Annotated in this window: 18 protein-coding genes, 1 pseudogene and 1 riboswitch; of the genes and pseudogenes, 16 read left to right on the plus strand and 3 right to left on the minus strand. The window is 70.1% G+C overall.

Annotated features, from left to right (window positions below):
• Positions 1-171: 171 nt before the first annotated feature.
• From ATK30_RS33445 to ATK30_RS33520, 16 genes and pseudogenes are all read left to right on the plus strand, one after another.
• The gene (locus ATK30_RS33445) at positions 172-1,698 is read left to right on the plus strand and encodes a sugar ABC transporter ATP-binding protein (RefSeq protein ID WP_101438777.1); all 1,527 of its coding nucleotides are present in this window, start codon (positions 172-174) and stop codon (positions 1,696-1,698) included.
• Positions 1,695-2,684: an ABC transporter permease gene (locus ATK30_RS33450; protein ID WP_101438778.1), complete on the plus strand. Its 990-nt coding sequence runs from the start codon at positions 1,695-1,697 to the stop codon at positions 2,682-2,684. The genes ATK30_RS33445 and ATK30_RS33450 overlap by 4 nt, the downstream gene beginning before the upstream one ends.
• Positions 2,685-2,706: 22 nt before the next feature.
• A complete protein-coding gene (locus tag ATK30_RS33455; protein ID WP_101438779.1) occupies positions 2,707-3,717 on the plus strand; it encodes a substrate-binding domain-containing protein in 1,011 nt (336 codons plus the stop codon).
• Positions 3,718-3,720: 3 nt separating this feature from the next.
• Positions 3,721-5,127, plus strand: coding sequence for an L-fucose/L-arabinose isomerase family protein (locus tag ATK30_RS33460; RefSeq protein ID WP_101438780.1), 1,407 nt, complete (start codon positions 3,721-3,723; stop codon positions 5,125-5,127).
• 823 nt (positions 5,128-5,950) lie between these two features.
• Positions 5,951-6,244 carry a hypothetical protein gene (locus ATK30_RS33465; RefSeq protein WP_101438781.1) on the plus strand — a complete coding sequence of 98 codons (294 nt, stop codon included), beginning with the start codon at positions 5,951-5,953 and terminating at the stop codon, positions 6,242-6,244.
• A gap of 376 nt (positions 6,245-6,620) precedes the next feature.
• Positions 6,621-7,034, plus strand: coding sequence for an SsgA family sporulation/cell division regulator (locus tag ATK30_RS33470; protein ID WP_101438782.1), 414 nt, complete (start codon positions 6,621-6,623; stop codon positions 7,032-7,034).
• An 805-nt stretch (positions 7,035-7,839) separates the two neighbouring features.
• On the plus strand, positions 7,840-8,175 hold the full coding sequence (locus ATK30_RS33475) for an STAS domain-containing protein (protein WP_101438783.1): 336 nt from the start codon (positions 7,840-7,842) through the stop codon (positions 8,173-8,175).
• Positions 8,176-8,218: 43 nt separating this feature from the next.
• On the plus strand, positions 8,219-9,058 hold the full coding sequence (locus ATK30_RS33480; protein ID WP_101438784.1) for an aldo/keto reductase: 840 nt from the start codon (positions 8,219-8,221) through the stop codon (positions 9,056-9,058).
• A gap of 53 nt (positions 9,059-9,111) precedes the next feature.
• On the plus strand, positions 9,112-10,122 hold the full coding sequence (locus ATK30_RS33485; protein ID WP_208637708.1) for a glycosyltransferase family 4 protein: 1,011 nt from the start codon (positions 9,112-9,114) through the stop codon (positions 10,120-10,122).
• A pseudogene (locus tag ATK30_RS33490) lies at positions 10,122-10,883 on the plus strand (lysylphosphatidylglycerol synthase domain-containing protein); the annotation flags it as partial. The gene ATK30_RS33485 and the pseudogene ATK30_RS33490, both read left to right, overlap by 1 nt.
• A 251-nt stretch (positions 10,884-11,134) precedes the next feature.
• A complete protein-coding gene (locus tag ATK30_RS33495) occupies positions 11,135-12,505 on the plus strand; it encodes a carboxylesterase/lipase family protein (protein WP_244194803.1) in 1,371 nt (456 codons plus the stop codon).
• Between the two features lie 4 nt (positions 12,506-12,509).
• Complete coding sequence (locus tag ATK30_RS33500; protein ID WP_101438787.1) at positions 12,510-13,112, plus strand: maleylpyruvate isomerase N-terminal domain-containing protein; 603 nt, start codon at positions 12,510-12,512, stop codon at positions 13,110-13,112.
• A 44-nt stretch (positions 13,113-13,156) separates the two neighbouring features.
• A riboswitch (S-adenosyl-L-homocysteine riboswitch) is annotated at positions 13,157-13,234 on the plus strand.
• A gap of 17 nt (positions 13,235-13,251) precedes the next feature.
• The gene (gene metH / locus ATK30_RS33505) at positions 13,252-16,857 is read left to right on the plus strand and encodes a methionine synthase (RefSeq protein ID WP_101438788.1); all 3,606 of its coding nucleotides are present in this window, start codon (positions 13,252-13,254) and stop codon (positions 16,855-16,857) included.
• 83 nt (positions 16,858-16,940) lie between these two features.
• Positions 16,941-18,536: an FMN-binding glutamate synthase family protein gene (locus tag ATK30_RS33510; protein ID WP_341867375.1), complete on the plus strand. Its 1,596-nt coding sequence runs from the start codon at positions 16,941-16,943 to the stop codon at positions 18,534-18,536.
• A gap of 447 nt (positions 18,537-18,983) precedes the next feature.
• Positions 18,984-19,358 carry an STAS domain-containing protein gene (locus ATK30_RS33515; RefSeq protein WP_101438789.1) on the plus strand — a complete coding sequence of 125 codons (375 nt, stop codon included), beginning with the start codon at positions 18,984-18,986 and terminating at the stop codon, positions 19,356-19,358.
• 2 nt (positions 19,359-19,360) lie between these two features.
• Positions 19,361-19,768 (plus strand): ATP-binding protein, encoded by a 408-nt coding sequence (locus tag ATK30_RS33520; RefSeq protein WP_101438790.1) that lies wholly within the window; start codon positions 19,361-19,363, stop codon positions 19,766-19,768.
• A gap of 223 nt (positions 19,769-19,991) precedes the next feature.
• Here ATK30_RS33520 and ATK30_RS33525 read toward each other — a convergent pair whose 3' ends face one another.
• The 3 genes from ATK30_RS33525 to ATK30_RS33535 form a co-directional block, all read right to left on the minus strand.
• Positions 19,992-21,605, minus strand: coding sequence for an AMP-binding protein (locus tag ATK30_RS33525; RefSeq protein ID WP_101438791.1), 1,614 nt, complete (start codon positions 21,603-21,605; stop codon positions 19,992-19,994).
• A gap of 415 nt (positions 21,606-22,020) precedes the next feature.
• Positions 22,021-22,440 (minus strand): contact-dependent growth inhibition system immunity protein, encoded by a 420-nt coding sequence (locus tag ATK30_RS33530; RefSeq protein WP_101438792.1) that lies wholly within the window; start codon positions 22,438-22,440, stop codon positions 22,021-22,023.
• Between the two features lie 112 nt (positions 22,441-22,552).
• Positions 22,553-24,682, minus strand: a complete 2,130-nt coding sequence (locus tag ATK30_RS33535; RefSeq protein ID WP_183126630.1) for a transglycosylase domain-containing protein — start codon at positions 24,680-24,682, stop codon at positions 22,553-22,555.
• Positions 24,683-24,708 lie beyond the last annotated feature (26 nt).

Below are 24,708 nucleotides of genomic sequence, written 5' to 3' on the forward strand. Positions count from 1 at the left end.
GGGTCGGACAGGGGTCACCGGAAGTTCAGGCGGGCTCGGGCCGCGGCGGGCCGCAGCGCGGCGGAGGCCTTCTGGGCACTGGGAAAATGTGACCCTTGACACTCCCTATGGGTGCCCCTACCGTCTCGGGTAATCGATTTCTCGACGTGGGGCGGGCCGAGAGGGCGGGGCATGGGCGACGGCGTCGCGCTGGCCGAGCTGGCCGGCGTCAGCAAGACCTACGGCGGGGTGCGTGCCCTGGGCGCGGTGGATTTCACCGCGGCGAAGGGGGAGGTGCACGCCCTGCTGGGCGAGAACGGGGCAGGCAAGTCCACGCTGCTGAAGATCTTGTCCGGAGAGGTCGCCGCCGGGGAGGGGGCGATCCGGATCGCGGGGGAGGCGGTCCGGTTCGCGCGACCGGCCGACGCGCGCCGCGCCGGGGTCGCGATGATCCACCAGGAACTGGATCTCGTGCCCGCGCTTTCCGTGGCGGAGAACGTCTTCCTCGGCCGCGAACCGCATACGCGCGGCGGAACGATCGACCGGCGGCGGATGGTCGCCGCCACGCGCGAGGTGCTGGAGCGCTCCGGCGTCGACCTCGACCCGCGCACGCCGGTCGAGCGGCTGCGCACCGGCGAGCAGCAGCTCGTCACCATCGCGAAAGCGCTGTCGCTGGACGCGCGGATCCTGCTGATGGACGAACCGACGTCGGCGCTGTCGCCGCGCGAGGTGGAGCGGCTGTTCACGGTCATCGACCAGCTGCGTGCTGACGGCGCGGCGATTGTTTACGTGTCGCATCGGATGGACGAGATCGGCCGGGTCGCGGACCGCGCGACGGTGCTGCGCAACGGCGAGGTCGTCGCGGAATTCAGCGCCGCGGAGCTGACGGCCGAGCGCGCCGCGGAGGCGATGGTGGGCCGTCCGGTGCACCTGATGTTCCGCGCGGACAGCGTGTCCGAGCCGGATCAGGAGGACGTCCTGCGCGTAGAGGATCTCGTGGTCCGGTCGCGCGCCGGGCGGCGGGAACCGGACGGGATCAGCCTGACGGTGCGGGCCGGCGAGATCGTCGGCGTCGCCGGGTTGCTCGGCGCGGGACGGACGGAGTTGCTGGAGACGCTGTACGGCGCGTCCGGCGGCAAGGTGGTCGGCGGGCGGATTTTCCTGCGCGGCAAGGAGTTCCGGCCGCGGTCTCCGCGCAGGTCGCTTCGGTCGGGCATGGCGTTCGTGCCCGAGGACCGGCGGATCGCGGGGCTGGCGCTGGAGCATTCCGTCGTGGCGAACACCGTGTTGTCCATTGTGGAGCGGCTGGCCCGGTTCGGGGTCGTTCCCGGCCGGCGCGAACGTGCGGTGGCCGGAGAGGAAGCGCGGCGGCTCGGGGTGAAACTGGGGTCGCTCGCCGATCCGGTGGGCTCGCTGTCCGGCGGGAATCAGCAGAAAGTGGTGCTGGGCCGGGCTTTGCTGACCGAACCGGTGTTGCTGCTGCTGGACGAGCCGACGCGCGGTGTGGACGTCGGGGCGAAGGCGGAGATCTACCGGCTGCTCGGCGAGGCCGCCCGAAGCGGCGTCGGGGTGCTGCTGGCGTCGTCGGAACCGGCCGAACTGGTCGGCGTGTGCGATCGCGTGGTGGTGCTGCGCGGCGGGCGCAGCGTGCATGAACTGGACACGGCGAGCGCGGGCGAGGCGGAGCTGCTCGCCGCGTCGATGGGAGACGTCCGGTGAAGGGGCGCGCGGTGCTGGCCGCGGTGTTCCGGTTCCAGAGCGTCTTCGGGCTGGTGCTGGTGTTCGCCGCCGCGATCGTCTTCTCCCCGCACCGCGGCGGGGAGCTGGTGTTTCTCGGCAGCGGCAACCTGTTCAACGTCGTCCGCGCGATCTCCGAGATCGGCATCATCGCGGTCGGCATGACGCTGGTGATCCTGGTCGGCGGCATCGACCTGTCGGTGGGCTCAGTGATGGGGCTGGCCAGTGTCGGCGTTGCGCTGCTGCTGACCAGCGGCGGCTGGGGGCTCGTGCCGGGCGTGCTGATGGTTCTCGCGCTGGGGTTCGGTTTCGGGCTGCTGCAAGGGATCGCGAGCGCGCGGTTCCGGATCCAGTCGTTCATCGTGACGCTCGCCGGGATGCAGATCGCCCGCGGGATCGCGCGGATGTGGTCTGGCGGCGAGGGCGTTTCGATCACCTACGGCGACGGCCCCGGCCAGGCTCCGGTGCCGTTCTCGCTGCTGGGCGAGCGGACGTTCGGCGGCGTGGTGCCGATCCCGGCGCTGTTCTTCGTGGTCGTCGCCGCGCTGGCGGTTCTCGTGCTGCGGGCGAGCGCGTTCTCCCGGCACGTGTACGCGATCGGCGGCAACGAGAAGGCCGCGGTGCTGTCCGGAGTGCCGGTGATCCGGGTGAAAGTGCTGGTCTTCGGCCTGTGCGGGCTGCTCGCCGCGCTGGCCGGGATCGTCCACGCGGGACAGTACAACTTCGGCGGCCCCAACGACGGCACCGGCTACGAGCTGAACGCCATCGCGGCCGTCGTGATCGGCGGGACCAGCCTGTCCGGCGGGCGCGGGTCGGTGTCCGGCACCGTCGCGGGCGCCCTGCTGGTCGGCGTGCTCGACAACATTCTCCAGCTCAACGACATCGATTCGAACGTCCAGCTGATCGTGGTCGGCGTGGTGATCGTGCTCGCCGCCGGCCTGCAGCGGCTGCGCCCGGCCACGGTCTAGGCGTTCGGGAAAAGAGGAGCAGATGTCCGGCATCCTCCGCGGCGGAGCGGTACTGGCGGGGCTCGCCCTCGTCTCGGCTGTCACCGCTTGCGGCACTACCCACGAGAACGCGCCGGGCGCGGCGTCCGGCGCCGCGCCCGCCGCGAAACAATGCCACGGTCCCAGTGGCAAATACAAAATCGGGATGAGCCAGGCGAATCTCGCCGAACCGTATCGCGTCCGGATGGACGACGACATCCGCAAAGCCGCGGCAGGCGTGCCGCAATTCAGCGTCAGTTACGCGGATGCCGCGCAGGACAACGCGAAACAGGTCGAGCAGGTCAATACTTTTCTTACCCAGGGAATCGACCTGCTGATCATCAGCCCGAACGAGGCGACGCCGCTGACCGGTGTCGTGAAGAAGGCGTACGACCAGGGAATTCCGGTGCTCGTGCTGGACCGGAAGGTCGACGGCGACGGGTACACGTCCTTCATCGGTGCGGACAATGTGGACATCGGCCGTCAGGCGGGCAAGTTCTTCGCCGAGAAATTGCTGCCGCACGGCGGGAAAGTCGTCGAACTGAAGGGGCTCGCCGGATCGACGCCCGCCAAGGAACGCAGCGACGGATTCAACGAGGGCATCACGGACCGCAACATCACAGTGGTGGGCAGCGCGGACGCGGACTGGTTGCGGGACAAGGGACAACAGCAGGCGGACGCGTTGCTGAAAGCCCATCCGGACGCGCAGGCGATGTTCTCCGAAAACGACCCGATGGCCGAGGGCGCGCGCATCGCCGCGCAGAACGCGGGGCGCGCGGACCTGCCGATCGTCGGCATCGACGGCCTGCCAGTGCCGGAAGGCGGCATCAAGGCGGTGGAGGCCGGCCGGCTGTCGGCGACGTTCATCTATCCGACCGGCGGCAAGGAAGCGGTCGCGGCAGCGAAGAAACTGCTCATCGACTGTCAGACCGTGCCCAAGACGCAGACCCTGCCCACCCGCCTGGTGACGCGCGAGAACGCGGCCCAGGTCTACGCCGAGCTGAACCGGAGCTGACCTATGGCACGAATCGGTGTCCTCGCCGTCTCCGACGGGCGCGACCACGTGCACCGGCGGAACACCGGCTTCATCCGGTCCAAAGTGGACGATTTCACCGCCGCGCTGACCGCGGCGGGCCACGACGTCGTCACCGGCGGGCTGGTCGCCACGAACACCACCGCGACCGCCGCGGCGCGCTCGGTCGCCGCGAGTTCGGTGGACGTGACGGTGCTGTACTACGCGGTGTGGGCGTTCCCGCACTTCACGATGCTGGCCGCGGACGCGACCACCGGCCCGCTGCTGCTGGTCGCGAGCACCGACCCGACCGAGCCCGGCCTGGTCGGGATGCTCGCCGCCGGGGGCGCGCTCGACCAGATCGGCCGCGCGCACACCCGGTTGTGGGGCGGGCCTTCCGACCCGGAGCTGATCGCCGAAGTCGGCGCGCACGCGAGCGCCGCGGCTGCCGTCGGTTCGCTGCGCGGTTCGACCTTCGGCCGCTTCGGCGGGCGGCCGATGGGCATGAACACCGCGGTGGCCAATACTGATCAGTGGATGCGCGAATTCGGTGTGGACGTCGAGGAAATCGACCAATACGAACTCGTCCGCCGCGCTGATTCCGGTGCCTCGGGCGAAGCCGTCAGCGGTCGGAAATGGCTGGAACAACACGCTTCCGTGCACTACGATGGTGATCGGCTCACACCGGAATTGTTGGAACGCCAACTGCGTCTTTACCTTGCCGTGCGCGATGTCGCGGCCGAACGGCACCTGGATTTCTCCGGCATCAAAGCACAACCGGAACTGACCGAACATTTCGCGACCGCCGACGTCGCCGAGGCGCTCCTCAACGATCCTTACGACTGGAACGGCCCGAAGGCGGTGCACGTCACCGCGACCGAGGCGGACATGGACGGCGCGCTGACGATGCAGCTGATGCACCGGATCACCGGGACGCCGGTGCTGTTCGCCGACGTCCGGCACTACCACCCGGACCGGGACGTCTGGGACCTGTGCAACTCCGGCCAGCACGCGACGTGGTTCGCCGCGCGGAGCGAAGACCCGGCGGAGAACCTGGCCCAGGTGCACCTGTACCCGGAAGTGTTCTTCTTCCCCGCAGGCGGGGCTTCGGTGCAGCACATCGCCGCCCCCGGTCGGATGACCTTGGCGAGGTTGAGCCGGTTGGACGGGGAGTACCGGTTGCAGCTGGTGCTGGGGGACTTCGAGGCCTACGACGAGCGGACGACGGAGGAACTGGTCTCGCGGTCGACGCGGGAGTGGCCGCACGCGTTCGCGCGCCTGGACGTGGCCCCGGAGACCTTCCTGTCGCGCTTCGGGGCGAACCACGTGCACGCGGTGCCGGGGGACCGCCGAAGGGAACTCCGCGCGGCGGCCGGGCTGATGGGGGTGCGGGTGGAGGAGTGGAGCCGGTGACCGGGTGACCTGATGGTGGGGTGCCGTTGGGTTTTCCGGCGCCTCCCTGTGGCTGTCCCTGGTTGGCCTCGTTGCGTCGTGCCTGGTGGATTGGGGGTGGTGTTCGTGGAGCCTCGTGACGGGTGCGCTTAAGCGACGTGGCCGTGCCGGAGCGGTGCCCGGTGTGCTGGCGGGTGCGCGGCGGGTTTGGGTGCAGTCGTATTGAGGCGGTGCCAGCGGGGCTCGATGCGGGCGGGTATGAGCGAGGTGGCTGTGTCGGAGTGCCGTCCGGTGTGCCGGTGTAGCGCGCGGCGGGTTGGGGTGCGGTCGAATTGAGGCGGTGCTCGCAGGGCTCGAGGCGGGTGTGCTTCAGCGTTGTGGCCGTGCCGGAGCGGTGCCTAGCGTGCTGGCGGGTGCCTGGCGGGTTGGAGTTGCTGGGGTCGCAGCGCTGCGGTGTTCGTGGGCCTTGATGCGGATGCACTCCAGCGATGTGGTCGTGTCGGAGCGGTGCCTGGTGTGTTCGGTGTGGTGTCGGGCGGATTGGGGCGGTGGTCGCCGGGCTTGGTACGGGTGCACTCAAGCGACGCGGCCATGCCGGAGCGATGCCCGGCACCCTGAGGTGATGGCGGATTGCGCACGGGTCTCGATGCTGGCGTGCTGGAGCGGGGCCGCGCGAGGCCGGTCGCGGGTGCGCTCAGGCAAAGTGACCGTGCCGGAGTCACGCCCGGCGTCATGGAGTGATGCGGGCCAGCCAACGGACTCCCGCTGTCGCGGCGGTCCGGTCCCAGGCGGGCGCGGAGTGCGGTCGGGGACCGGTCCCGGTCTGGCTGGCTAGCTTCGCGGCATGGGTGAACAGCCGTCGACCAGGGCAGCTACCGCGGCGCTGGTGCTCAGCATCGTCAGCTGGCTCGCGTTCATCGGGACCTACCCCAGCCACAGCAGCAGTTTCGGCGACGCGCTCTATTACCAGCCGGTCACGGTTCTGGGGCCCTTGGTGCTGCCTCTGCTCGCGATCGTCTTCGGCCACCTCGGGCGCCGAGCCGGGGGCCGCGGCCGGTCGTCCGCGGCCTTGGTGCTCGGGTACCTGGCGCTTGCTCTCGAGGTGGCCCGGCTCATGGGCATGGCGACGGCTCACTGAACCCGCGTTGAATTTCGGGGCTGTCGCGAACCGAGTCGCTTCTCGGTCTTGACCCGATTCTGCCCGTCCCGCATTCGCCGTCGTTTTCGCGGGAAGAGCGGTCCTCTCCGCCGGGCCCGAACCTGTCCGGCTCCCCGATCGTGGCGATCCGTTTGCGCAGGTCGAAGCCGCCCGGTCCGGCTCGGGCAGGGACGGGTGCGCTGCCCGTTCCTGCGGTCAATGCTGCCCTTGCGTAGCCAACTGAGACGTAGATCTCCACCGTTGGAGTGAAATCTGCCCGGTCGGGCAGCTTAGGCTCTTACGGCGCGTTACCTATTGAGAAACATTCACTTCGGTCCGGACAGGTTCGCGACCGGATTACGAAGGAGGCGCCGTCGTGGAAACCGAACCGCAGGTCGTCCGCGCGACGATCATCTTCGGGCTGCGCACGTTCGGGTCCGTCCCGCTGCCGGTGCGCGCCGATCTCGAGTACGACCCGGCGGATCCGTTCGCGGTGTCGGTCGGCTACCACGCCGGCGGCGGCGTCGTGCGCTGGCTGTTCGGGCGAGACCTCCTCGCCGACGGCCTGCTCGCCCCCGCGGGCGACGGCGACGTCCAGGTGCGTCCCGCCTCCGACGACAGCCGCGTGCTCGTCGAGCTGAACGCGCCGGACGGCTCGGCCGTGCTGGAAGCCGCGGCCAGCGAACTCGCCGACTTCCTCGACCGTACCTACGACGAGGTCCCGGTCGGCTTCGAGGACCGCTGCTTCGACTTCGACGAGGAACTGGCGAAGCTCGCCCTTCGCGATTGACGGTCCACAGTGGACCGGCGCGCCGGGCGGCCTCTGAGCAGGCAGCCTGACCTTCCGCAAGAGTGACGGGCGGCAAGGTCGGTGTGTGAATCGACGCCGCAGTAAGGGAGCGACCCTGCGAGTCTCACGTCGGAGAGGCACCGCTCGGCTCGCTTGCGGCGAGAGCGACCGCTTGATGGATGCTAGGTCGCTGCGCGCGAATGGCTCGGTCCGTATCGGAGGGCCAAGCCGCGGGCCCGACTTGTCCGCCGTGAGACTGGATGGCCGCTTGTACGCCCGCAGCCCGACTCGATAATCCAGGCCCGACTCTGCCCGGTCGATTCAGCATCTGCCCAGCGCGGCCATTTTGCTTGCTACGTCAAGTGAACCGCCGCAAATGCGCTCACTGCGCGAACCAACGGCCACTCCCCGAACACCGGTCAATTCGCCTGGCCGCGAGAACGAACCCCGCAGCGCGAAACGGCGAGCCGATCAGACTGCCCGGGGCGGCCGAAGCACCAACGGAAACATCCCCCAACCAGGGGTCCGGCAGTAAACGGCCGATGAACGAATCCCCGCCCCGCCGCAGAAATCGGCAGCCCGCCAACAAACCGGCCGGGCAAACTCATCCGCAGCGCAGCTCGGCAACAGTGCCGCCGAAGCACGCCCCCCGAACAGGCGGACTCAGCCGCCGCGTGAGTGAACCTCGTGGTCACCCGGGTTGACCGCACTCGCAGAGCGCGTACGGTTTTCAGTGTTGGCTGTTGTCGAGAACCATACTGCGGTCAGCGCCCCCAGCAGTTCTCTGCGAAAGGAGCGCAAACCCATGACTCTCCACCTTCCCGGCGTCACGGCGCCGGTGGAACTGACCGTCCGCGCGGCGAGGCAGGCGGACGCGGTCCACCTCGCTCTGGTGGGCGACCTCGACGCGGCTACCGCGCACGTTTTCGAAGCGGTCGTCGCGCCGTTGACCGATTCGGTCGTCGTCGACCTGTCCGGGGTCGCGTTCCTGAGCTGCGCGGGCGTGCGTGCCCTGCTCGACGCGCACGAGCGGATTCCGTCGTTCGCGATCGTGCCTGGGAGGGCGCACGCGGTCCGGCGGTGTCTTTCGGTGACGGGCGCGGACGAGATCCTTCACGTCCGCGAGGCGGTCGCTGCCTGATCGAGCGAGTTTCACTGTCCTCGTGCAGGGGTAGGCCGCCGACATGACGATCGAGACGAACCGCGTTCCGCAGCTCGAACTCAACAACGGCGTCCGGATTCCGCAGTTCGGCCTGGGCGTCTTCCAGATCCCGCCGGAGGAAACGGCGGCGGCGGTGCGCGAAGCGCTGGAAGCCGGGTACCGGCACATCGACACCGCGCAGATGTACCGCAACGAAGAGGGCGTCGGCGAGGGCATCCGCGATTCGGGCGTACCGCGCGAAGAAATCTTCGTCACCACAAAGCTGGCGAACGACGCGCAGGGCCACGACAACGCGATCAACGCGATGGAGGGCAGCCTGCAGCGGCTCGGCCTGGACTACGTCGACCTCTACCTGATCCACTGGCCGCTGCCGGGCCAGGACAAGTACGTCGGCACCTGGCACGGTTTCGAGGAGCTGCTGCGTGCCGGGAAGGCCCGCGCGATCGGGGTGTCCAACTTCCAGGTCGCGCACCTGGAACGGCTGGCCGCCGAGTCGGCGACGGTGCCCGCGGTGAACCAGATCGAACTCCATCCCGCGCTGCAGCAACCGGAACTGCGCGCCTACCACGAAGCGCACGGCATCGTGACCGAGGCGTGGAGCCCGCTGGCCCAAGGCGAGGTGCTCGAGGACCCGCTGCTGGCCGAACTGGCCGAGAAACACGGCAAGACGCCCGCCCAGATCGTGCTGCGCTGGCACGTGCAGATCGGCAACGTCGTGTTCCCGAAGTCGTCGTCGCCGAAGCGGATGCGGGAGAACATCGACATCTTCGACTTCTCCCTCAGCGACGGCGACCTGGATGCCCTCAGCGGTCTCGACGAGGGCCGCCGCACCGGCTTCGACCCGGACACCTTCGAAGGCTGAACCAGATCGCCCAGTCGCCCGTTGTCTCCTGTGTGGAGGGAGGCAGCGTGCGACTGTCCTGTTTCGTGGTCCCCGGCGACGTCGACGACCGCAGCGTGCCCAGCGGCGGCAACACCTACGACCGTCGCATGGCCGAGCACCTGCCGGTACGGCTGCGGCCGGTTGACGGCACCTGGCCGGACCCTGACGAGGCCGCGCAGCGTCGGCTGGACCAGGCCCTCGCCGAGGTCCCCGACGGCGGGAAAGTGCTGCTCGACGGCCTGGTCGCCTGCGGAGTGCCCGACGTCCTCGCCCCGTACGCGGACCGGCTCGCCCTGGCCGTCCTCGTGCACCTCCCCCTGGCCGACGAAACCGGCCTGGACCCGCAGCGCGCGGCAGACCTCGACGGCCGCGAACGCAAGACGCTCCACCTGGCGCACCAGGTCATCGTCACCAGCCCAGCCGCAGCCCGCGCTGTCGAGAAGCGCCACGGCCTCGCGACCGTCCACATCGCACCGCCCGGGACCGATCCGGCACCGCCGGCGACCGGGACCGACGGAGTGTCCCAGCTGATCTGTGTCGCCGCGATTACCCCGCGCAAGGGCCAGGACATCCTCCTCAATGCACTGTCCGAAGTAGACGGACTTGAGGTTGACTTCGTCGGCTCACGGACCCGAAACCCGGCCTACGCCAACAGTTTGAGCCATCCGCGCGCCCACTTCACCGGCCCTCTCGACGGAGCAGCGCTAGAAGCCGCCTACCACCGGGCTGACCTGTTGGTCCTGCCGTCGCACGCCGAGACCTACGGCATGGTCGTCACGGAAGCGCTCGCCCGCGGAATTCCGGTGCTCGCGTCGGACGTCGGCGGCGTGCCCGACGCCCTCGGTCGCGCACCGGACGGCGAGCAGCCCGGTCTCCTCGTCCCGCCCGGCGACGCAGCAGCCCTCGCGGCAGCGCTCCGAACCTGGCGCGATGACCCTGACCTGCGGAAACGACTCCGTGCTGCGGCTGCCGCACGAGCACGCACACTAGAGGGGTGGGCCGCCGCCGCGGCCCGGTTGAACGGAATTTTGGCGGTGCGTTGATGCGGTGGCTGCGACTGCTGGCCGGAGCCGCGCTCCTCGCCGCCCTGTGGTGGAGGCTCGGCACCGGAGCGTTCGCCGGTGGCCTGCGCGCGCTGGGGCCGGGTCCGATCGCGATAGCCCTGGTCATCGGCGTCGTGACCACGCTGGCGAGTGCCGCGCGCTGGCGGCTGGTCGCGGCGCGGCTGGGGCTGCACCTGCCGTTCCGGGAAGCCGTCGGCGACTACTACGGCGCGCAATTCCTCAACGGCGTCCTCCCGGCAGGCGTGCTCGGCGACGTCCACCGCGCGGTGCAGCACGGACGACGGTCGGGAGACGTCGGCCGCGGCATCCGGGCAGTCGTGCTCGAACGCGCCGCCGGACAAACGTTCGTGGTGGTCGCCGGGCTGGCCGTCGTGGTTTTCCGGCCGGAGCTTCTGCCGCGGCAGGTGCTGATCTGCCTGGGGATCGTGATCGTGGCGCTGGTCGTGGTCGCGGTGGTGATGCGGCAACGGCTGCGCCGCGTCTGGGCGGCCGACATCCGGACCGGCGTGCTCGAAGCGTGGCCCGGTGTCACCGGCTGGTCCCTGCTGGCGGTGGCCGGGCATCTGACGCTGTTCGTGGTCGCCGCCCGCGCGGCAGGCGCGACCGCGCCGTTGAGCGTCCTGCTGCCGCTGCTGGTGCTCGCGTTGCTGGCGATGGGGATGCCGCTGAACGTCGGCGGGTTCGGCCCGCGCGAGGGCGCGGCGGCGGTTTCGTTCGCCGCCGCCGGGCTGGGCGCGGAGCAGGGCGTGACGGTCGCGGTCGGCTACGGCGTGCTCGGTCTGGTCTCGACGCTGCCCGGTGGGGCGGTTCTCGTGCTCCGCCGGGTGATCCGGCGGCCGGACCGGGACGCCCGGCCGGTATCGTCCGGCCGGTGGCGGCGGCTTTTCGGGGGATTCGGCGACGGTGGTTCGCGGCGCTGGCCGTCGTCCCCGCTCTGGTCGCCTCGGCCTGCGCGGCTTCGGACGCGGCGATCACCCGGGCAGGTGACGTCGTGCACACCGCAGCCGGCTCCGTCCGCGGCAGCGTCGCTCCCGGTCACCGGGTCTTCCAAGGCATCCCGTACGCGGCCGCACCTGTCGGGCAGCGGCGCTGGCAGCCGCCCGCCCCGGTCGAGCCCTGGACGGGGGAGCGGGACGCCACGAAACCAGGGCCCCGCTGTCCGCAGGCCGCCGACGGAGCCCTGACCAGCGAGGACTGCCTCTCCCTGAACGTCTGGACCCCGCCGGCCGGCGAGACCGGGCGGCCGGTCCTGGTGTGGCTGCACGGCGGCGCGTTCCTCACCGGCGGCGGCGACCGCTACGGCGCTGGACGGCTCGTGGACCGCGGCGACGCGGTCGTGGTCACGCTCAACTACCGGCTCGGCGCGCTCGGCTTCCTCGCCGACCCGTCGCTGGGCCCGGAGCCGGGGAATTACGGCTTCCTCGACCAGCAGCAGGCGCTGCGGTGGGTGCGCGACAACATCGAATCCTTCGGCGGCGACCCGAACCAGGTGACGATCGCGGGGGAGTCCGCCGGCGGGATGTCGGTGTGCGACCACCTCGTCGCCCCCGGCTCGCGCGGGCTGTTCCGCGCCGCGATCATCCAAAGTGGACCGTGCCAGGCGCAGGCGACGCTGCCCGCCGCCGAGCGCAAGAGCGTCGAGTACGCCGCCGCGCGCGGCTGCACCGACCGCCGGACCGCCGCGGAATGCCTGCGGGCCTTGCCCGTCAAGCAGCTCCTGGCCGCTCCGGCGTACGGCTCGATCGCCGGCATCGAGATGCCCGGACCGGTCACCGGCGGTTCGGTGCTGCCCGGCAAGGTCCCCGCGACGCCGGTGCCGGTCATGCTGGGCACGACGCACGACGAGTTCACGTATTTCCTCGCCGAGCAGGTCGCGTCCGGTCGCGAAGTCACGCTGCACGGCTACCCGCAAGCGCTTGCCACCGTCTTCCCCAACGCGGCCGCGGTCGCTCGCGAGTACCCGGTGGATGCGTTCAGCGGCAACGCTTCCCTCGCGTACGCGGCGGCGGTCACGGACTGGGCGTTCGCCTGCCCGGCCGCGCGGCTCGCCAGTTCGCTGCCGAGCGTGTCGACCTACGAGTTCGACGACCCGACCTCACCGGCCGCGGCGGCGTTGCGAGCGCCGTTCCCGCTCGGCGCCACGCACACCGCGGAACTGCCGTACCTGTTCGATTTTGCCGACCAGCCAACAACATTCACCCCGGCGCAGCAGCGGCTCGCGGACCGGATGGCGGACGACTGGATGTCGTTCGTCCGCGGCGGTCCGACCGGGCAGGCGGTCGCGTACCGGCCAGACGGCGCGCAGCCGTTGACCGGATTCGCGAAAGATCACCACTGCGGCTTCTGGGCTTCTCTACGCTGACCCGATGACCGTGCGCGCCGAAGACCTCGACGAAGCCCTGACCTGCGTGTCCACCGCTCTCGAGCCCGTCACCGGCGGCGACTGGACGCGTCCGGCAGGCGACCTCGACTGGGATTGCCGTTACACCGCAGAGCACCTCGGCGACGCGCTCCTGTCCTACGCCGCTCAAGTCGTGAGCCGCCCGGCCGACCGTTACGTGCGCTTCCTCGCCAAAACCGACGCCGACGCGTCCCCGGCCGAGCTGCTCGAGTTCGTCCTCACCGGCGGGCGTCTGCTTGCCGCGGCGGTCCGGAACAGCCGCCCGGACGAACGCGCCTACCACCCGACCGGCCGCTCCGATCCGGCCGGTTTCGCCGCGATGGGCTGCGTGGAACTGCTGCTGCACGGCGAAGACATCGCCCGGGGCCTGGACACGGCCATCGACGCTCCGCGCGACACTTGCGCCCGCGTCGTCGCGCGGCTTTTCCCTGAGCAGGAGCCGATTCCCGACGCCTGGGACGCGCTGCGCTGGTGCGCGGGCCGGATCGAGCTGCCCGGACGGCCCCGGCGGACCGGCTGGAAGTGGCGGGGCAGCCCGCTCGAGGACGGCTCGATTCCCGAGGAGTGAACACACCTGCCCGCGGGGTGGTCACATCCGGTAGTCTTGACGACCAGGTCGAGAGGCGCTGCAACGGACCGGTGGTCCGCCACGCTCGGCCGGCACCACCATCCCAAGGGCGCCTCCGTGAACTCATGCGGAGGTGGCGATGACCCAGAACCTGCGGAACCTGCTCGACCAGCGCGTCGTCGTGCTCGACGGGGCCTGGGGCACGATGCTGCAGGGCGCCGGTCTCGCTCCCGAGGACTACCGGGCGGACTGGCTCGAAGGGCACGAGAAGGACGTCACCGGCGACCCGGACCTGCTGAACCTCACGCGGCCCGACGTCGTGCTCGACGTGCACCGCCAGTACCTCGCCGCGGGCGCGGACATCACCACCACCAACACGTTCACCGCGACCAGCATCGGCCAGGCGGACTACGGCCTGCAGGACCGCGTGCGCGAGATGAACCTGCGCGCCGCCGAACTCGCGCGCCAGGCCGCGGACGAGTTCGGCGACCGGTTCGTGGCCGGGTCGATCGGGCCGCTCAACGTCACGCTGTCGCTGTCGCCGCGCGTCGAGGACCCGGCGTACCGCGCGGTCACCTACGAGGACGTCAAAGCCTCGTACGCCGAACAGATCAAGGCGCTCGCCGACGGCGGCGTCGACCTGCTGATGATCGAGACGATCTTCGACACCCTCAACTGCAAGGCCGCGATCACCGCGGCCCGCGAGGTCGCGCCGCATCTGCCGCTCTGGATCTCGGTGACCATCGTCGACCTGTCCGGGCGCACCCTGTCCGGCCAGACCGTCGAGGCGTTCTGGACGTCGATCGCGCACGCGCGCCCGATGGTCGTCGGCGTCAACTGTTCGCTCGGGGCCGCCGAAATGCGTCCCCACGTGGCGGAACTGGCGAAACTCGCCGACACCTACACCGCGTGCCACCCGAACGCGGGGCTGCCCAACGCGTTCGGCGGCTACGACCAAACGCCCGAGGAGACCGGCGGCATGCTCGGCGAGTTCGCCGGCGCCGGAATGGTCAACATCGTCGGCGGCTGCTGCGGCACCACGCCCGCGCACATCGCCAAGATCGCCGAAGCCGTCAAGGGCCTTCCGCCGCGGACGGTGCCCGCGCACGAGCCGAGCACGCGGTTCTCCGGGCTCGAACCGTTCAAGATCGGCGCGGACACCGGGTTCGTGATGATCGGCGAGCGCACCAACGTCACCGGCTCGGCGAAGTTCCGCAAGCTGATCGAGGCGGGCGACCACCAGGCCGCGGTGGACGTCGCGCTGGAGCAGGTCCGCGGCGGCGCGAACCTGCTCGACGTCAACTTCGACGCCGACCTGCTCGAATCCGAGCGGGAGATGACGACGTTCCTCAACCTGATCGCCACCGAGCCCGAGGTCGCGCGCATCCCGGTGATGATCGACAGCTCGCGCTGGAGCGTGCTGGAGGCCGGGCTCCGCTGCGTGCAGGGCAAGGGCGTGGTCAACTCGATCAGCCTCAAGGAGGGCGAGGGACCGTTCCTGGAGCAGGCCCGGCGCATCCACGACTACGGTGCCGGCGTCGTCGTGATGGCCTTCGACGAGAAGGGCCAGGCCGACACGGTCGAGCGCAAGGTCGAAATCTGTGCCCGCGCTTACGATCTGCTCACCCGCGAGGCCGGATTCGCCGGCGAGGACATCATTTTCGACCCGAACGTGCTCGCCGTCGCCACCGGCATCAGCGAGCACAACGGGTATGCGAAGGCGTTCATCGAGGCGCTGCCGCTGATCAAGGAACGCTGTCCGGGCGCGCACACCTCCGGCGGCATCTCGAACCTGTCGTTCTCCTTCCGCGGCAACAACGTCGTGCGCGAGGCGATGCACTCGGCGTTCCTGTTCCACGCCGTGCGCGCCGGGCTCGACATGGGCATCGTCAACGCCGGCCAGCTCGCGGTGTACGAGGACATCCCGAAGGACCTGCTGGAACTGGTCGAGGACGTCCTGTTCGACCGGCGCCCGGACGCCACCGACCGGCTCGTCGAGTTCGCCGAGACGGTCAAGGGCAGCGGCACCAAACGCGTCGTCGACCTGTCGTGGCGCGACAACCCGGTGGCGGAACGGCTTTCGCACGCGCTGGTGCACGGCATCGTGGACTTCATCGAGGAGGACACCGAGGAGGCCCGGCAGGAGTTCGCCCGGCCGCTCGAGGTGATCGAGGGCCCGCTGATGGACGGCATGAAGATCGTCGGCGACCTCTTCGGCGCCGGGAAGATGTTCCTGCCGCAGGTCGTGAAGAGCGCGCGGGTGATGAAGCGGTCGGTGGCCTACCTCGAGCCTTATATGGAGGCGGAGAAGGAGAAGATGCAGGCCGAGGGCCGCATCGACACCTCGCGCGGCAACGGCAAGGTCGTGCTCGCCACGGTGAAGGGCGACGTGCACGACATCGGCAAGAACATCGTCGGCGTGGTGCTGGGCTGCAACAACTACGAGGTGATCGACCTCGGCGTGATGGTGCCCGCGGCGAAGATCCTCGACACCGCGGTGGCCGAGAACGCGGACGTCGTCGGGCTGTCCGGGCTGATCACGCCGTCGCTGGACGAGATGGTGTCGGTCGTGCAGGAAATGCAGCGGCGCGGGCTCAAGCTGCCGCTGCTGATCGGCGGCGCGACCACGTCGAAGCAGCACACCGCGGTCAAGATCGCCCCGGCGTACGACCACACCACGGTGCACGTGCTCGACGCGTCGCGGGTGGTCGGCGTGGTGTCCGACCTGCTCGACACCGACCGCGCCGACGCGCTGGACACCGCCAACCGCGCGGAGCAGCAGCGGTTGCGCACCCAGCACGAAAACCGGCACGCGACGCCGATGCTGACTCTGGAGCAGGCGCGGGCGAACGCCGAGAAGGTGTCGTTCGACGAGATCCCGACGCCGGAGTTCACCGGCGTGCGCGTGGTCGAGCCGTCGATTCCGCAGCTGCGCGAGATGATCGACTGGCAGTTCCTGTTCCTGGCCTGGGAGCTCAAGGGCAAGTACCCGGCGATCCTCGACCAGCCGGTCGCGCGCGAGCTGTTCGACGACGCGAACCAGCTGCTGGACGAGATCATCGAGAACGGCTCGTTCACCGCACGCGGCGCGTACGCGTTCTGGCCCGCGCATTCCGAGGGCGACGACATCCTGCTCGACGGCGAGTACTCGGACTGGAAGTTCCCGATGCTGCGCCAGCAGACGCAGAAGCCGGAGGGCCGCGCGAACCGGTGCCTCGCCGACTACATCGCCCCCGCCGGCACGGGCGACCACCTGGGCGGGTTCGCCGTCGCCATCCACGGCGCGGAGGACCTGGCCGCGAAGTACGAGGCCGAGCACGACGACTACCGGGCGATCATGGTGAAGGCGCTGGCCGACCGGCTGGCCGAGGCGTTCGCCGAGTACCTGCACCTGGAGGCCCGCCGCCGCTGGTTCGAACCGGACGCGCAGCCGGACCTGGCGGACCTGCACGCGGAACGCTTCCGCGGCATCCGCCCGGCGCTCGGCTACCCGGCGAGCCCGGACCACAGCGAGAAGAAGGACCTGTTCGAGCTGCTGGGCGCCCAGGAGCTGGGGATCGGCCTGACCGAGTCGTACGCGATGACCCCGGCCGCCGCGGTGAGCGGGCTGATCTTCGCGCACCCGGACTCGCGGTACTTCACGGTCGGACGCCTGGGCCGCGACCAGACGGAGGACTACGCCCGCCGTCGCGGCGAGGAACTGTCCGAAGTGGAGCGGTGGTTGCGGCCCAATCTGGCTTACTGAGCTTCTGGGGAACGACCGGTGCGGTCGTTCCCCGTTGGCTGGCCGACCTGCGCGTCCCGGCTGCGGGGTTTAGTTTCGACCTCGTGGCAAGACTCAGTGTGGTCCGGTTTGGGCTGGTCGCGGGGCTGGTCGTGGTCGCGGCCGGGGCAGTGGTGCTCTGTGTCGCGGTGTCGGCGTGGTGGTGGTTCCTCGCGGTGCCGCTGCTGGCGCTCGCGGCGACCGGGGCGTACGACCTGGCCCAGCGGCGGCATTCGGTACTGCGGAACTATCCGGTGCTCGGGCATCTGCGGTTCTTGCTCGAAAGCCTCCGGCCGGAATTGCAGCAGTACTTTGTGGAACGCAACTTCGACGGCCGCCCGTACGACCGCGACGTCCGGTCCATTGTCTACCAACGCGCCAAAGGCACTGCCGCGGAAGAACCGTTCGGCACCGAGCGCGACGTGTACGCCGAGGGATACGAATTCCTTGTTCCGTCACTCGCGCCGGTGCCGGTTCCGGATCACGCGCCGCGGGTCCGGGTCGGCGGGCCGGACTGCGCTCGGCCGTACGAGATGGCGTTGCTGAACGTGTCCGCGATGAGCTTCGGTTCCTTGTCCAGCAACGCGATCCTCGCGCTGAACCAAGGCGCTGCCCGTGGCGGCTTCGCGCACGACACCGGCGAGGGCGGGCTCTCGGAGTACCACCTGCGGGGCGGCGGCGACCTGATCTGGGAAATCGGCACCGGCTACTTCGGCTGCCGGACCTCGGATGGCGATTTCGATCCCTCGACCTTCGCCGAAAAAGCCGCGCACGACGCGGTGAAATGCGTTTCGCTCAAGCTTTCGCAAGGTGCGAAGCCGGGGATGGGCGGGGTTCTTCCGGGTACGAAGGTGAATGCGGAAATCGCCCGGGTGCGCGAGGTGCCGATGGGAGAAACGGTGGTTTCCCCGCCGTATCACCGGGTGTTCTCGACGCCGCGCGAACTGGTGCGGTTCCTCGCCCGGATGCGCGAGCTGGCAGGCGGGAAGCCGACCGGGTTCAAGCTGTGCGTCGGTTCGCGGGTACAGGTGCTGGCGGTGTGCAAGGCGATGCGGGCTGAAGGGGTCACGCCGGACTTCATTGTGGTCGATGGTGCTGAAGGCGGTACCGGCGCCGCCCCGCTGGAGTTCGCGGATCACCTTGGCACGCCGCTCACCGAGGGCCTGCACACTGTCCACAATGCACTGGTCGGCACCGGGTTGCGGGACCGGATCCGGCTCGGGGCGAGCGGAAAGGTCGCCACCGGAGCGGACGTGGTGAAGCGGCTGATCCAGGGCGCCGACTACACGAACGCCGCGCGGGCGATGATGTTCGCGGTGGGGTGCATCCAGTCGCAACGGTGCCATACGAACAAATGCCCGGTCGGGGTGGCGACGCAGGATCCGCGCCGGGGGCGGGCGCTGGACGTGGGGGACAAGACCGAGCGGGTGCGGCGCTATCAGGAGGCGACGGTCGCTTCGGCGATGCGCATCATGGCGGCGATGGGGGTTTCCGATCCGGCGGAGTTGTCGCCGCAGATGCTCCGGAGGCGGGTGGACGCACGGACGGTGCTGTCGTACGCGGAGTGGTACGACTGGCTGGAGCCTGGGCAATTGCTGGCGGAGCCGCCTCGCGAATGGGCGGAGGCGTGGGCCGCGGCGGACCCAGACCGGTTCGCTTGACCGCGGGCTCGCCGGGGTGCTGATGGGCTGGCGGCGGATTCGGACCACATTCCTGACTGCGGGCGGCCCGGTTTCGCTGACGTCCGTCGGCCGATGCGCGAGCAGCCTGACTTGCCGGTCGCCTTGATCTCCTTTCCGGTCCGGCGGCTACTGAGAAACCTCAATGTGGCATTGGGCGCGTCAGATGCATCCAATGCCGCATGGAGGACGCGCCGGGCGGGGCTCGCCGAGGCGGGGCGAGGTGGCACACGACCAGCTCCTGCGGCGGTGGTTCCCCTTGGGGTCGGCGCGAAGCTCCGTGTCCCAGGTCGACGTGTCGTTCTCCGCGACTGGCCCCTTCGGACCCGCTGATGGCGGCGCCTGCGCGCGGCCGGGCGGAGGGCTCGCGGCGCCGCCGGGCGGGGGCCCACTGGCGATCCGTCCGCCGATCCGGCACGATCAGCAATCGTGGCTTCGGGAGACGGGCAGGAAGCGGGCGACCTCGAGGTTTCCGTCCGGTGGCGGGGACCGGCCGCGGTCGTGACCGTGGGCGGAGAGATCGACCTGGTCACCGCGCCGGAACTCGGCGAGTTCGTGGGCGGGGTGCTCGAACGCGAGCCCGGCGTGCTGGTAGTCGACCTGCGTGCGGTCGACTTCCTCAGCTCGTCCGGACTGCAGGTGCTGGCCGGCGCGCACCGCAAGCTCGACGCGGGCGCGTTGCGGGTCGTGAGCACGTCTTCGATCACCTCGCGGCCGTTCACGACCACCGGGCTCGACGAGTGGATCGCGCTGTTCCCGTCGGTCGACCAGGCGCTGGCCGGGGTCGCCGGAGCGGGCGGCTGAGGATGGACGTGCAGGAGGGCACGCGCGCGCTGAGCTGCCACGGGATCGTGGCGGAGCCGGGGGCGCTGCGCGTGTTGCGGCACCGGCTGCTGGACTGGGCGCTGGAGTCCGGCATTCCGGACGATCGCGCGCACGACATCGTGCTGGCCGGGTACGAGGCGCTGGCGAACGTCGCGGACCACGCGTATCCGGAGGAGCCCGGGCTGGTGGATCTCGACGCGGTGTGCCGGCCGGACAGCGTCGAGGTGGTGATCGCGGACCACGGGGAGTGGCGTCCGCCGGACGAGACCGAGGACGATCCGGTTTCGCTGCGCGGCCGCGGCTTGCTGCTGGTGCAGGCGACCGCGGACCGGGCGGAGGTGCGCACCGGCGCGGACGGCACGGTGGTCACGTTGGGCTGGCAGCTCTGACCGGCTCGGCTCTCTGCGGATGCGGCAGGTGTCGGTCCGGCTTTGGTGTCCGTGCGGTGGCTGGTGCGGGTGCCACAGCGGCCGCGTTGGGACGGAATGCGGTTTTGCTGGCTCGGTTGCGGGTTGGTGCGAGGGGCGACGGCTGGTCGGGCGCGGCACGGTTGTCGCGTTGGGCTGGCAGCGCTGGTGAGTTCAGTTCGCCAGCCACGCCGCGAAGGCCGCCTCAGCTCACCGGTTCGGCGGCGCGGCGGCGCAGCAGGTACCGCTGCACCTTCCCGCTCGGGTTGCGCGGCAGGGCCGGGATGAACTCCACCCGCCGCGGGTACTTGTACGGCGCGGCAAGGGATTTCGCGAAGTCCTGCAGCTCCTTCACCTTCGCGTCGTCGCCCGGAACGCCCTCGTTGAGGACGACGTAAGCGGCGACGATCGAGCCGCGCGCGTCGTCCGGGGCGGCGACCACCGCGCATTCCAGCACGTCCGGGTGGCGCAGCAGCACCTCTTCCACCTCGGGACCGGCGATGTTGTAGCCGGACGAAACGATCATGTCGTCGCTGCGGGCGCGGTAGTGGAAGTAGCCGTCGGAGTCGCGGACGTAGGTGTCGCCGGTGAGGTTCCAGCCGTCTTCGACGAAGACCGTTTGCCGGTCGTCGGCGAGGTAGCGGCAGCCGGTCGGGCCTTGGACGGCCAGACGGCCCGGGGTGCCGTCGGGGACGGGGCGGCCGTTGTCGTCGACGATCTGCGCGCGGTAACCGGGCACGACGCGGCCGGTCGCGCCCGGGCGGGCGTCCTCGTCGGCGGCGGAGATGAAGACGTGCAGCATTTCGGTGCTGCCAATGCCGTCGATGAGCCAGTGTCCGGTGGCCTCGTGGAAATCGGTCGCGACGGACGCGGGCAGCGCCTCGCCCGCGGACACCGCGCGGCGCAAGCCGGACAGCAGCGGGCGGCGGTCGGAGGCCAGGATCGCCCGGTACGCGGTGGGCGCGGTGAACAAGACCGTCACGTGATGCTCGGCGACGAGGTCGGCCAGCTCGGTCGGGGTGGCGCGCTCGACGAGCAGCGTCGCGGCGCCGGCGTGCAGCGGGAAGACCAGCAGGCCGCCGAGCCCGAAGGTGAACGCCAGCGGGGGAGTGCCGCAGAACAGGTCGGTTTCCCGGGGTTTGACCAGGTGCCGGGAGAACGTGTCGGCGATGGCGAGCAGGTCGCGGTGGAAATGCATGGTCGCCTTGGGGCGGCCGGTGGTGCCGGAGGTGAAGGCGAGGAGGGCGACGTCGTCCGAGGCGGTGTCGACGTCCTCGAAGGCCTCCGGGCGGGTGGCGCAGCGGGCGGCGAGGTCGTCGGGACTGTCGCCGCCGTACGGCACTACCGGTAGGTCGAAGGATTGCAGTTCCTCGAGGTACCGGTGGTCGCAGAGGGCGATCGCGGGCGTGCTCGCTTCGATGATCTTCGACAGCTCGTGCGCGCGAAGCATCGGCATAGTGGCGACGGCGACCGCGCCCGCCTTCAGCACTCCGAGCCAGCACGCGGCGAGCCACGGGGTGTTCGGCCCGCGCAGCAGCACGCGGTTCCCGGGTACGACGCCTTGCGCGGTGAGTTCGTGGGCGATCTGGTTGGCGCGCGTCAGCAACTCGCCGTAGGACCAGGATTCGGTGGGGGAGAGCAGCGCGGGACGGTCGGCGCCCCAGCGCGCGATCGTGTCGTCGAGCAGGCGCGTGGCCGCGTTGAGCCGGTCAGGGTACTGCAGTTCGGGCAGGTCGAACCACAACTCCGGCCACTGCTCGAACGGCGGGAGGTGGTCCCGGCAGAACGTGTCGACATGCGCACTCGGCTGGAGCTGCACTGCGTGCCCCCAATTCGGACGACGGCCATTCACGCGTCCAGCTACTGTAATACGTTTTACGACCGTCAGGAAGACGCAACATCGGACGGCGCTCGCGGGGGCACGGAGCGCAGTCGGGCCGGGAGGCTCAACGGGGCGGGGCTGCTTGGGGAAGTTGGTGTCGCGTGGGCGGGGTTCTTTGGTGGGTGCGAGGTCGTGACCGGGCTGGGGTGGCGTGTGGCGGGGTGGGCTCGGCTGGATGGTGGCGGAAGGCGACGTGGTGCGGCGTGGGCGTTCGCGGGGAGCGCAGTCGGGTGGACGCTCAAGCGAGCGGTGCTGCTCGTGGGAGCTGGTGCCGTGTGGGGCGGGGTCTTTGGTGGGTGCGAGGTCGCGAGTGTGGCTTCGTGCGGGTGCGCGCCGGTGTGGACCCAGCCGGTCAGGTGTCGAGTTGCTCGCGGAACGCGGCGATGCGGCTGCGGAGGAAGTCGTCGAAGTCTTCCGCGGCCGGGTCGATCGACGCGAGGACGCGTTCGAGCCGTTCGAGGCGGTCCGGGTGGGTGTGCCAGTGGGCGAGCGGAACACGCAGGGTCGAGACGAGGAGATCGCCGGGAAAGAGGTCGCCCTCGCAGAGCGGGTCTTCTTCCAGCATCGCCAGCGCGCGGGGCACGAGGAAAGGCACGCCGACGTGCTGGCCGAGCAGCAGGCGCACGTCTTCGGCGGTGAGCAGGCCGATGGGCTTGCGCCGCAAGCGGTGCACGGTCGAGATCAGCCGGGTCGCGTCGGCGGGCGGGTCGCCCCAGTCGGAGTCTTCGATCTGCTGCAGCGATTGGGCGGACCGGTCGGCTCGGCGGGACATGGGCGGTCACCTCGTTTCCGGCGCGGGTTTCGGCGAGCGCCGATGTCGGCGGGAAGTTCGTGAGGGGAACCCCGCAGGAGGGCTCCCCTCGCAGCCAGACGTCCGCGGCGGTTCAGGCGTGGGCGTCCAGATAGGCCGGGTCCGGGGGCGGGATCGGGACGTCCGGCTGTCCGTCCAGCAGCTGGTTCATCGCGGCGAAGTACGGCGGCGCGGCGACCGTGCCGCCGAAGGCGCCGTGGCCGCAGTCGCCCAGGTGGACTGGGTTGCCGGGGCAGATTTCCTGGGGGTGCGGGCCGTCGGCGAACACCATGGACGACACGGCGTAGTGGTCGACTCCGCCGACGAACGCGACGGATTCGCTTTCCTGCGTGGTTCCGGTCTTGCCGATGTCCGGGTGGGTCCAGCCGGCCGACCGGGCGGCGGCGGCGGACGTTCCGCTCGTGGTGTCCTGGCTCAGGCCCGCCTCCAGCGTGTTCGCGACGCCGGGCGGGATCACCTGTTCGCAGGCCTGCTGTTGCAGCGAAACGGGCTGGCCGTGGCGGTCGGTGACGGACAGGATCGGGTCCGGCGGGCACCACTTGCCGCCGCTCATCAGGGTGGCTGAGACGTTCGCCATTTCCAGCGGGCTGACCGGGCTGTTGCCGAGCGTGAAGGACAGCAGGTTCTGGAAATACTGCGATTGCGGTTCGTTGTACTGCGGGTTTTTCGACCGGGGATCGGACGGATCGGTGATCGGCTTGGTGCCCGCGTCGTTGGTCGCCATGGTGGTGCGCAGGCCCAGTTTCCGTGCCATGTCGAGCACCGCGGGCATGCCCACTTGCGCTTCCAGGCCGACGAACGCGACGTTTGGCGAGGTGGCCAATCCGTCGGCCAGCGAGATCGGGTTCGGATAGTTCGTGCCGTCGTTGCTCACCGGATAGCAGTGCGTGTACCGGTTCATGTTGGGCGGGTTGAAACAGTCGCTGTAAGGGTTCGGCAGCGGCGTGTTCAGGCCCGCCTTCCCGGTGACCATCGCCGCGGCCGAGGTGAAGATCTTGAACGACGAACCCGCGCCGAACTTGTTGCTCGCGTCGGCGACGATGTTCGTGGACGTCTCGCCCTGGTCGGGATCGGTGCCGTAGTTGCGGTTCGCGACCATCGCGAGCACCTGGTGCCCGTCGCTGCCGGGCTGCACGACGGCGAATGTGTTGGCGACGCCGTCCTGCGTGGTCGGCACGTTCGCGTCCACCGCGTCCTTCGTCACCTGGCTCACGTGCGGATCCATGGTCGTCTTCACGGTGTACCCGCCGGTGTCGATCTGGTCGGCGGTGAGCCCGGACTGCGCCAGGTAGTGCACCGCGTACGCGCAGAAGAACCCGGCGTCCGGGGCCGCGCCGAGGCACGTGCTCGACGGCGCCTGCGGCCGGGAACCGCTGAGGCCCAGCGGGGTCGCCTTCTCGGTCTCCCCGTAGGACGCCGGGATCGAGCGCGCGGACACCATCGAATCGATCACCAGATTGCGCCGTTGGAGCGCCTTGTCCGGATGCGTGTACGGGTTGTAGACGTTGGGGTTGTTCACCATTCCGGCGAGCAGAGCGGCCTGCGGCACGGTCAGTTTGTCCGCCGTCGTCCCGAAATACGCCTGCGCGGCGGCACCGACGCCGTACACCGTGCCGGTGTACTCGACCACGTTCAGGTAGTCGGCCAGGATGTCGTCCTTGGACACCGTCTGGCTCAGCTGCACGGCCATCTTCGCCTCGCGCAGCTTGCGCGCCAGCGAATCCTCCTGATCCCGTTGCTGCGCCGCCTTGTCGTTGCGGTCCACGACGTTCACGAGGTAGTTCTTCACGTATTGCTGCGTGAGCGTGGACGCACCCTGCAGGTTCCCGCCGGAACTGTTGTGCACGGCGGCGCGCAGCATGCCCTGCGGGTCGACGCCTCCCTCGCTGTAGAACCGGCGGTCCTCGATGTCGACGATCGCGGCCTTCATCGCCGGGGAGATCTGCGCCGCGGTGACCGGAATGCGGTACTGCGAGTACAGCGTCGCGATCGTCCCGCCGTTCCGGTCGGTGACCGTGGTGACGAGCGGCGGCTCCGCGTGCACCAGATCGGCGGAGATGGCGTCGACCGAATCGCTGACCTGGTTGGACAGCACGCCGGCCCCGATTGCGACCGGGGCTAGCGTGCCCGCGACGAGAATCCCGGCCAGCACGCACAATCCGAGAAACGGGGCTATCCCCCTGCGACGAGACACGGTTCCCACGTTATGCCTGTCCTCGTGAGAAATCC

It is taken from the genome of Amycolatopsis echigonensis, assembly GCF_002846615.1.
Classification (GTDB): Bacteria; Actinomycetota; Actinomycetes; order Mycobacteriales; family Pseudonocardiaceae; genus Amycolatopsis; species Amycolatopsis echigonensis.

Excerpts from the sequence above, each read along its gene's own strand:
- metH (WP_101438788.1), top strand. The coding sequence starts at position 13,252 with ATGACCCAGAACCTGCGGAACCTGCTCGACCAGCGCGTCGTCGTGCTC.
- ATK30_RS33475 (WP_101438783.1), top strand. The coding sequence starts at position 7,840 with ATGACTCTCCACCTTCCCGGCGTCACGGCGCCGGTGGAACTGACCGTC.
- ATK30_RS33455 (WP_101438779.1), top strand. The coding sequence starts at position 2,707 with ATGTCCGGCATCCTCCGCGGCGGAGCGGTACTGGCGGGGCTCGCCCTC.
- ATK30_RS33530 (WP_101438792.1), bottom strand. The coding sequence starts at position 22,440 with ATGTCCCGCCGAGCCGACCGGTCCGCCCAATCGCTGCAGCAGATCGAA.
- ATK30_RS33445 (WP_101438777.1), top strand. The coding sequence starts at position 172 with ATGGGCGACGGCGTCGCGCTGGCCGAGCTGGCCGGCGTCAGCAAGACC.
- ATK30_RS33460 (WP_101438780.1), top strand. The coding sequence starts at position 3,721 with ATGGCACGAATCGGTGTCCTCGCCGTCTCCGACGGGCGCGACCACGTG.
- ATK30_RS33520 (WP_101438790.1), top strand. The coding sequence starts at position 19,361 with ATGGACGTGCAGGAGGGCACGCGCGCGCTGAGCTGCCACGGGATCGTG.
- ATK30_RS33465 (WP_101438781.1), top strand. The coding sequence starts at position 5,951 with ATGGGTGAACAGCCGTCGACCAGGGCAGCTACCGCGGCGCTGGTGCTC.
- ATK30_RS33480 (WP_101438784.1), top strand. The coding sequence starts at position 8,219 with ATGACGATCGAGACGAACCGCGTTCCGCAGCTCGAACTCAACAACGGC.
- ATK30_RS33500 (WP_101438787.1), top strand. The coding sequence starts at position 12,510 with ATGACCGTGCGCGCCGAAGACCTCGACGAAGCCCTGACCTGCGTGTCC.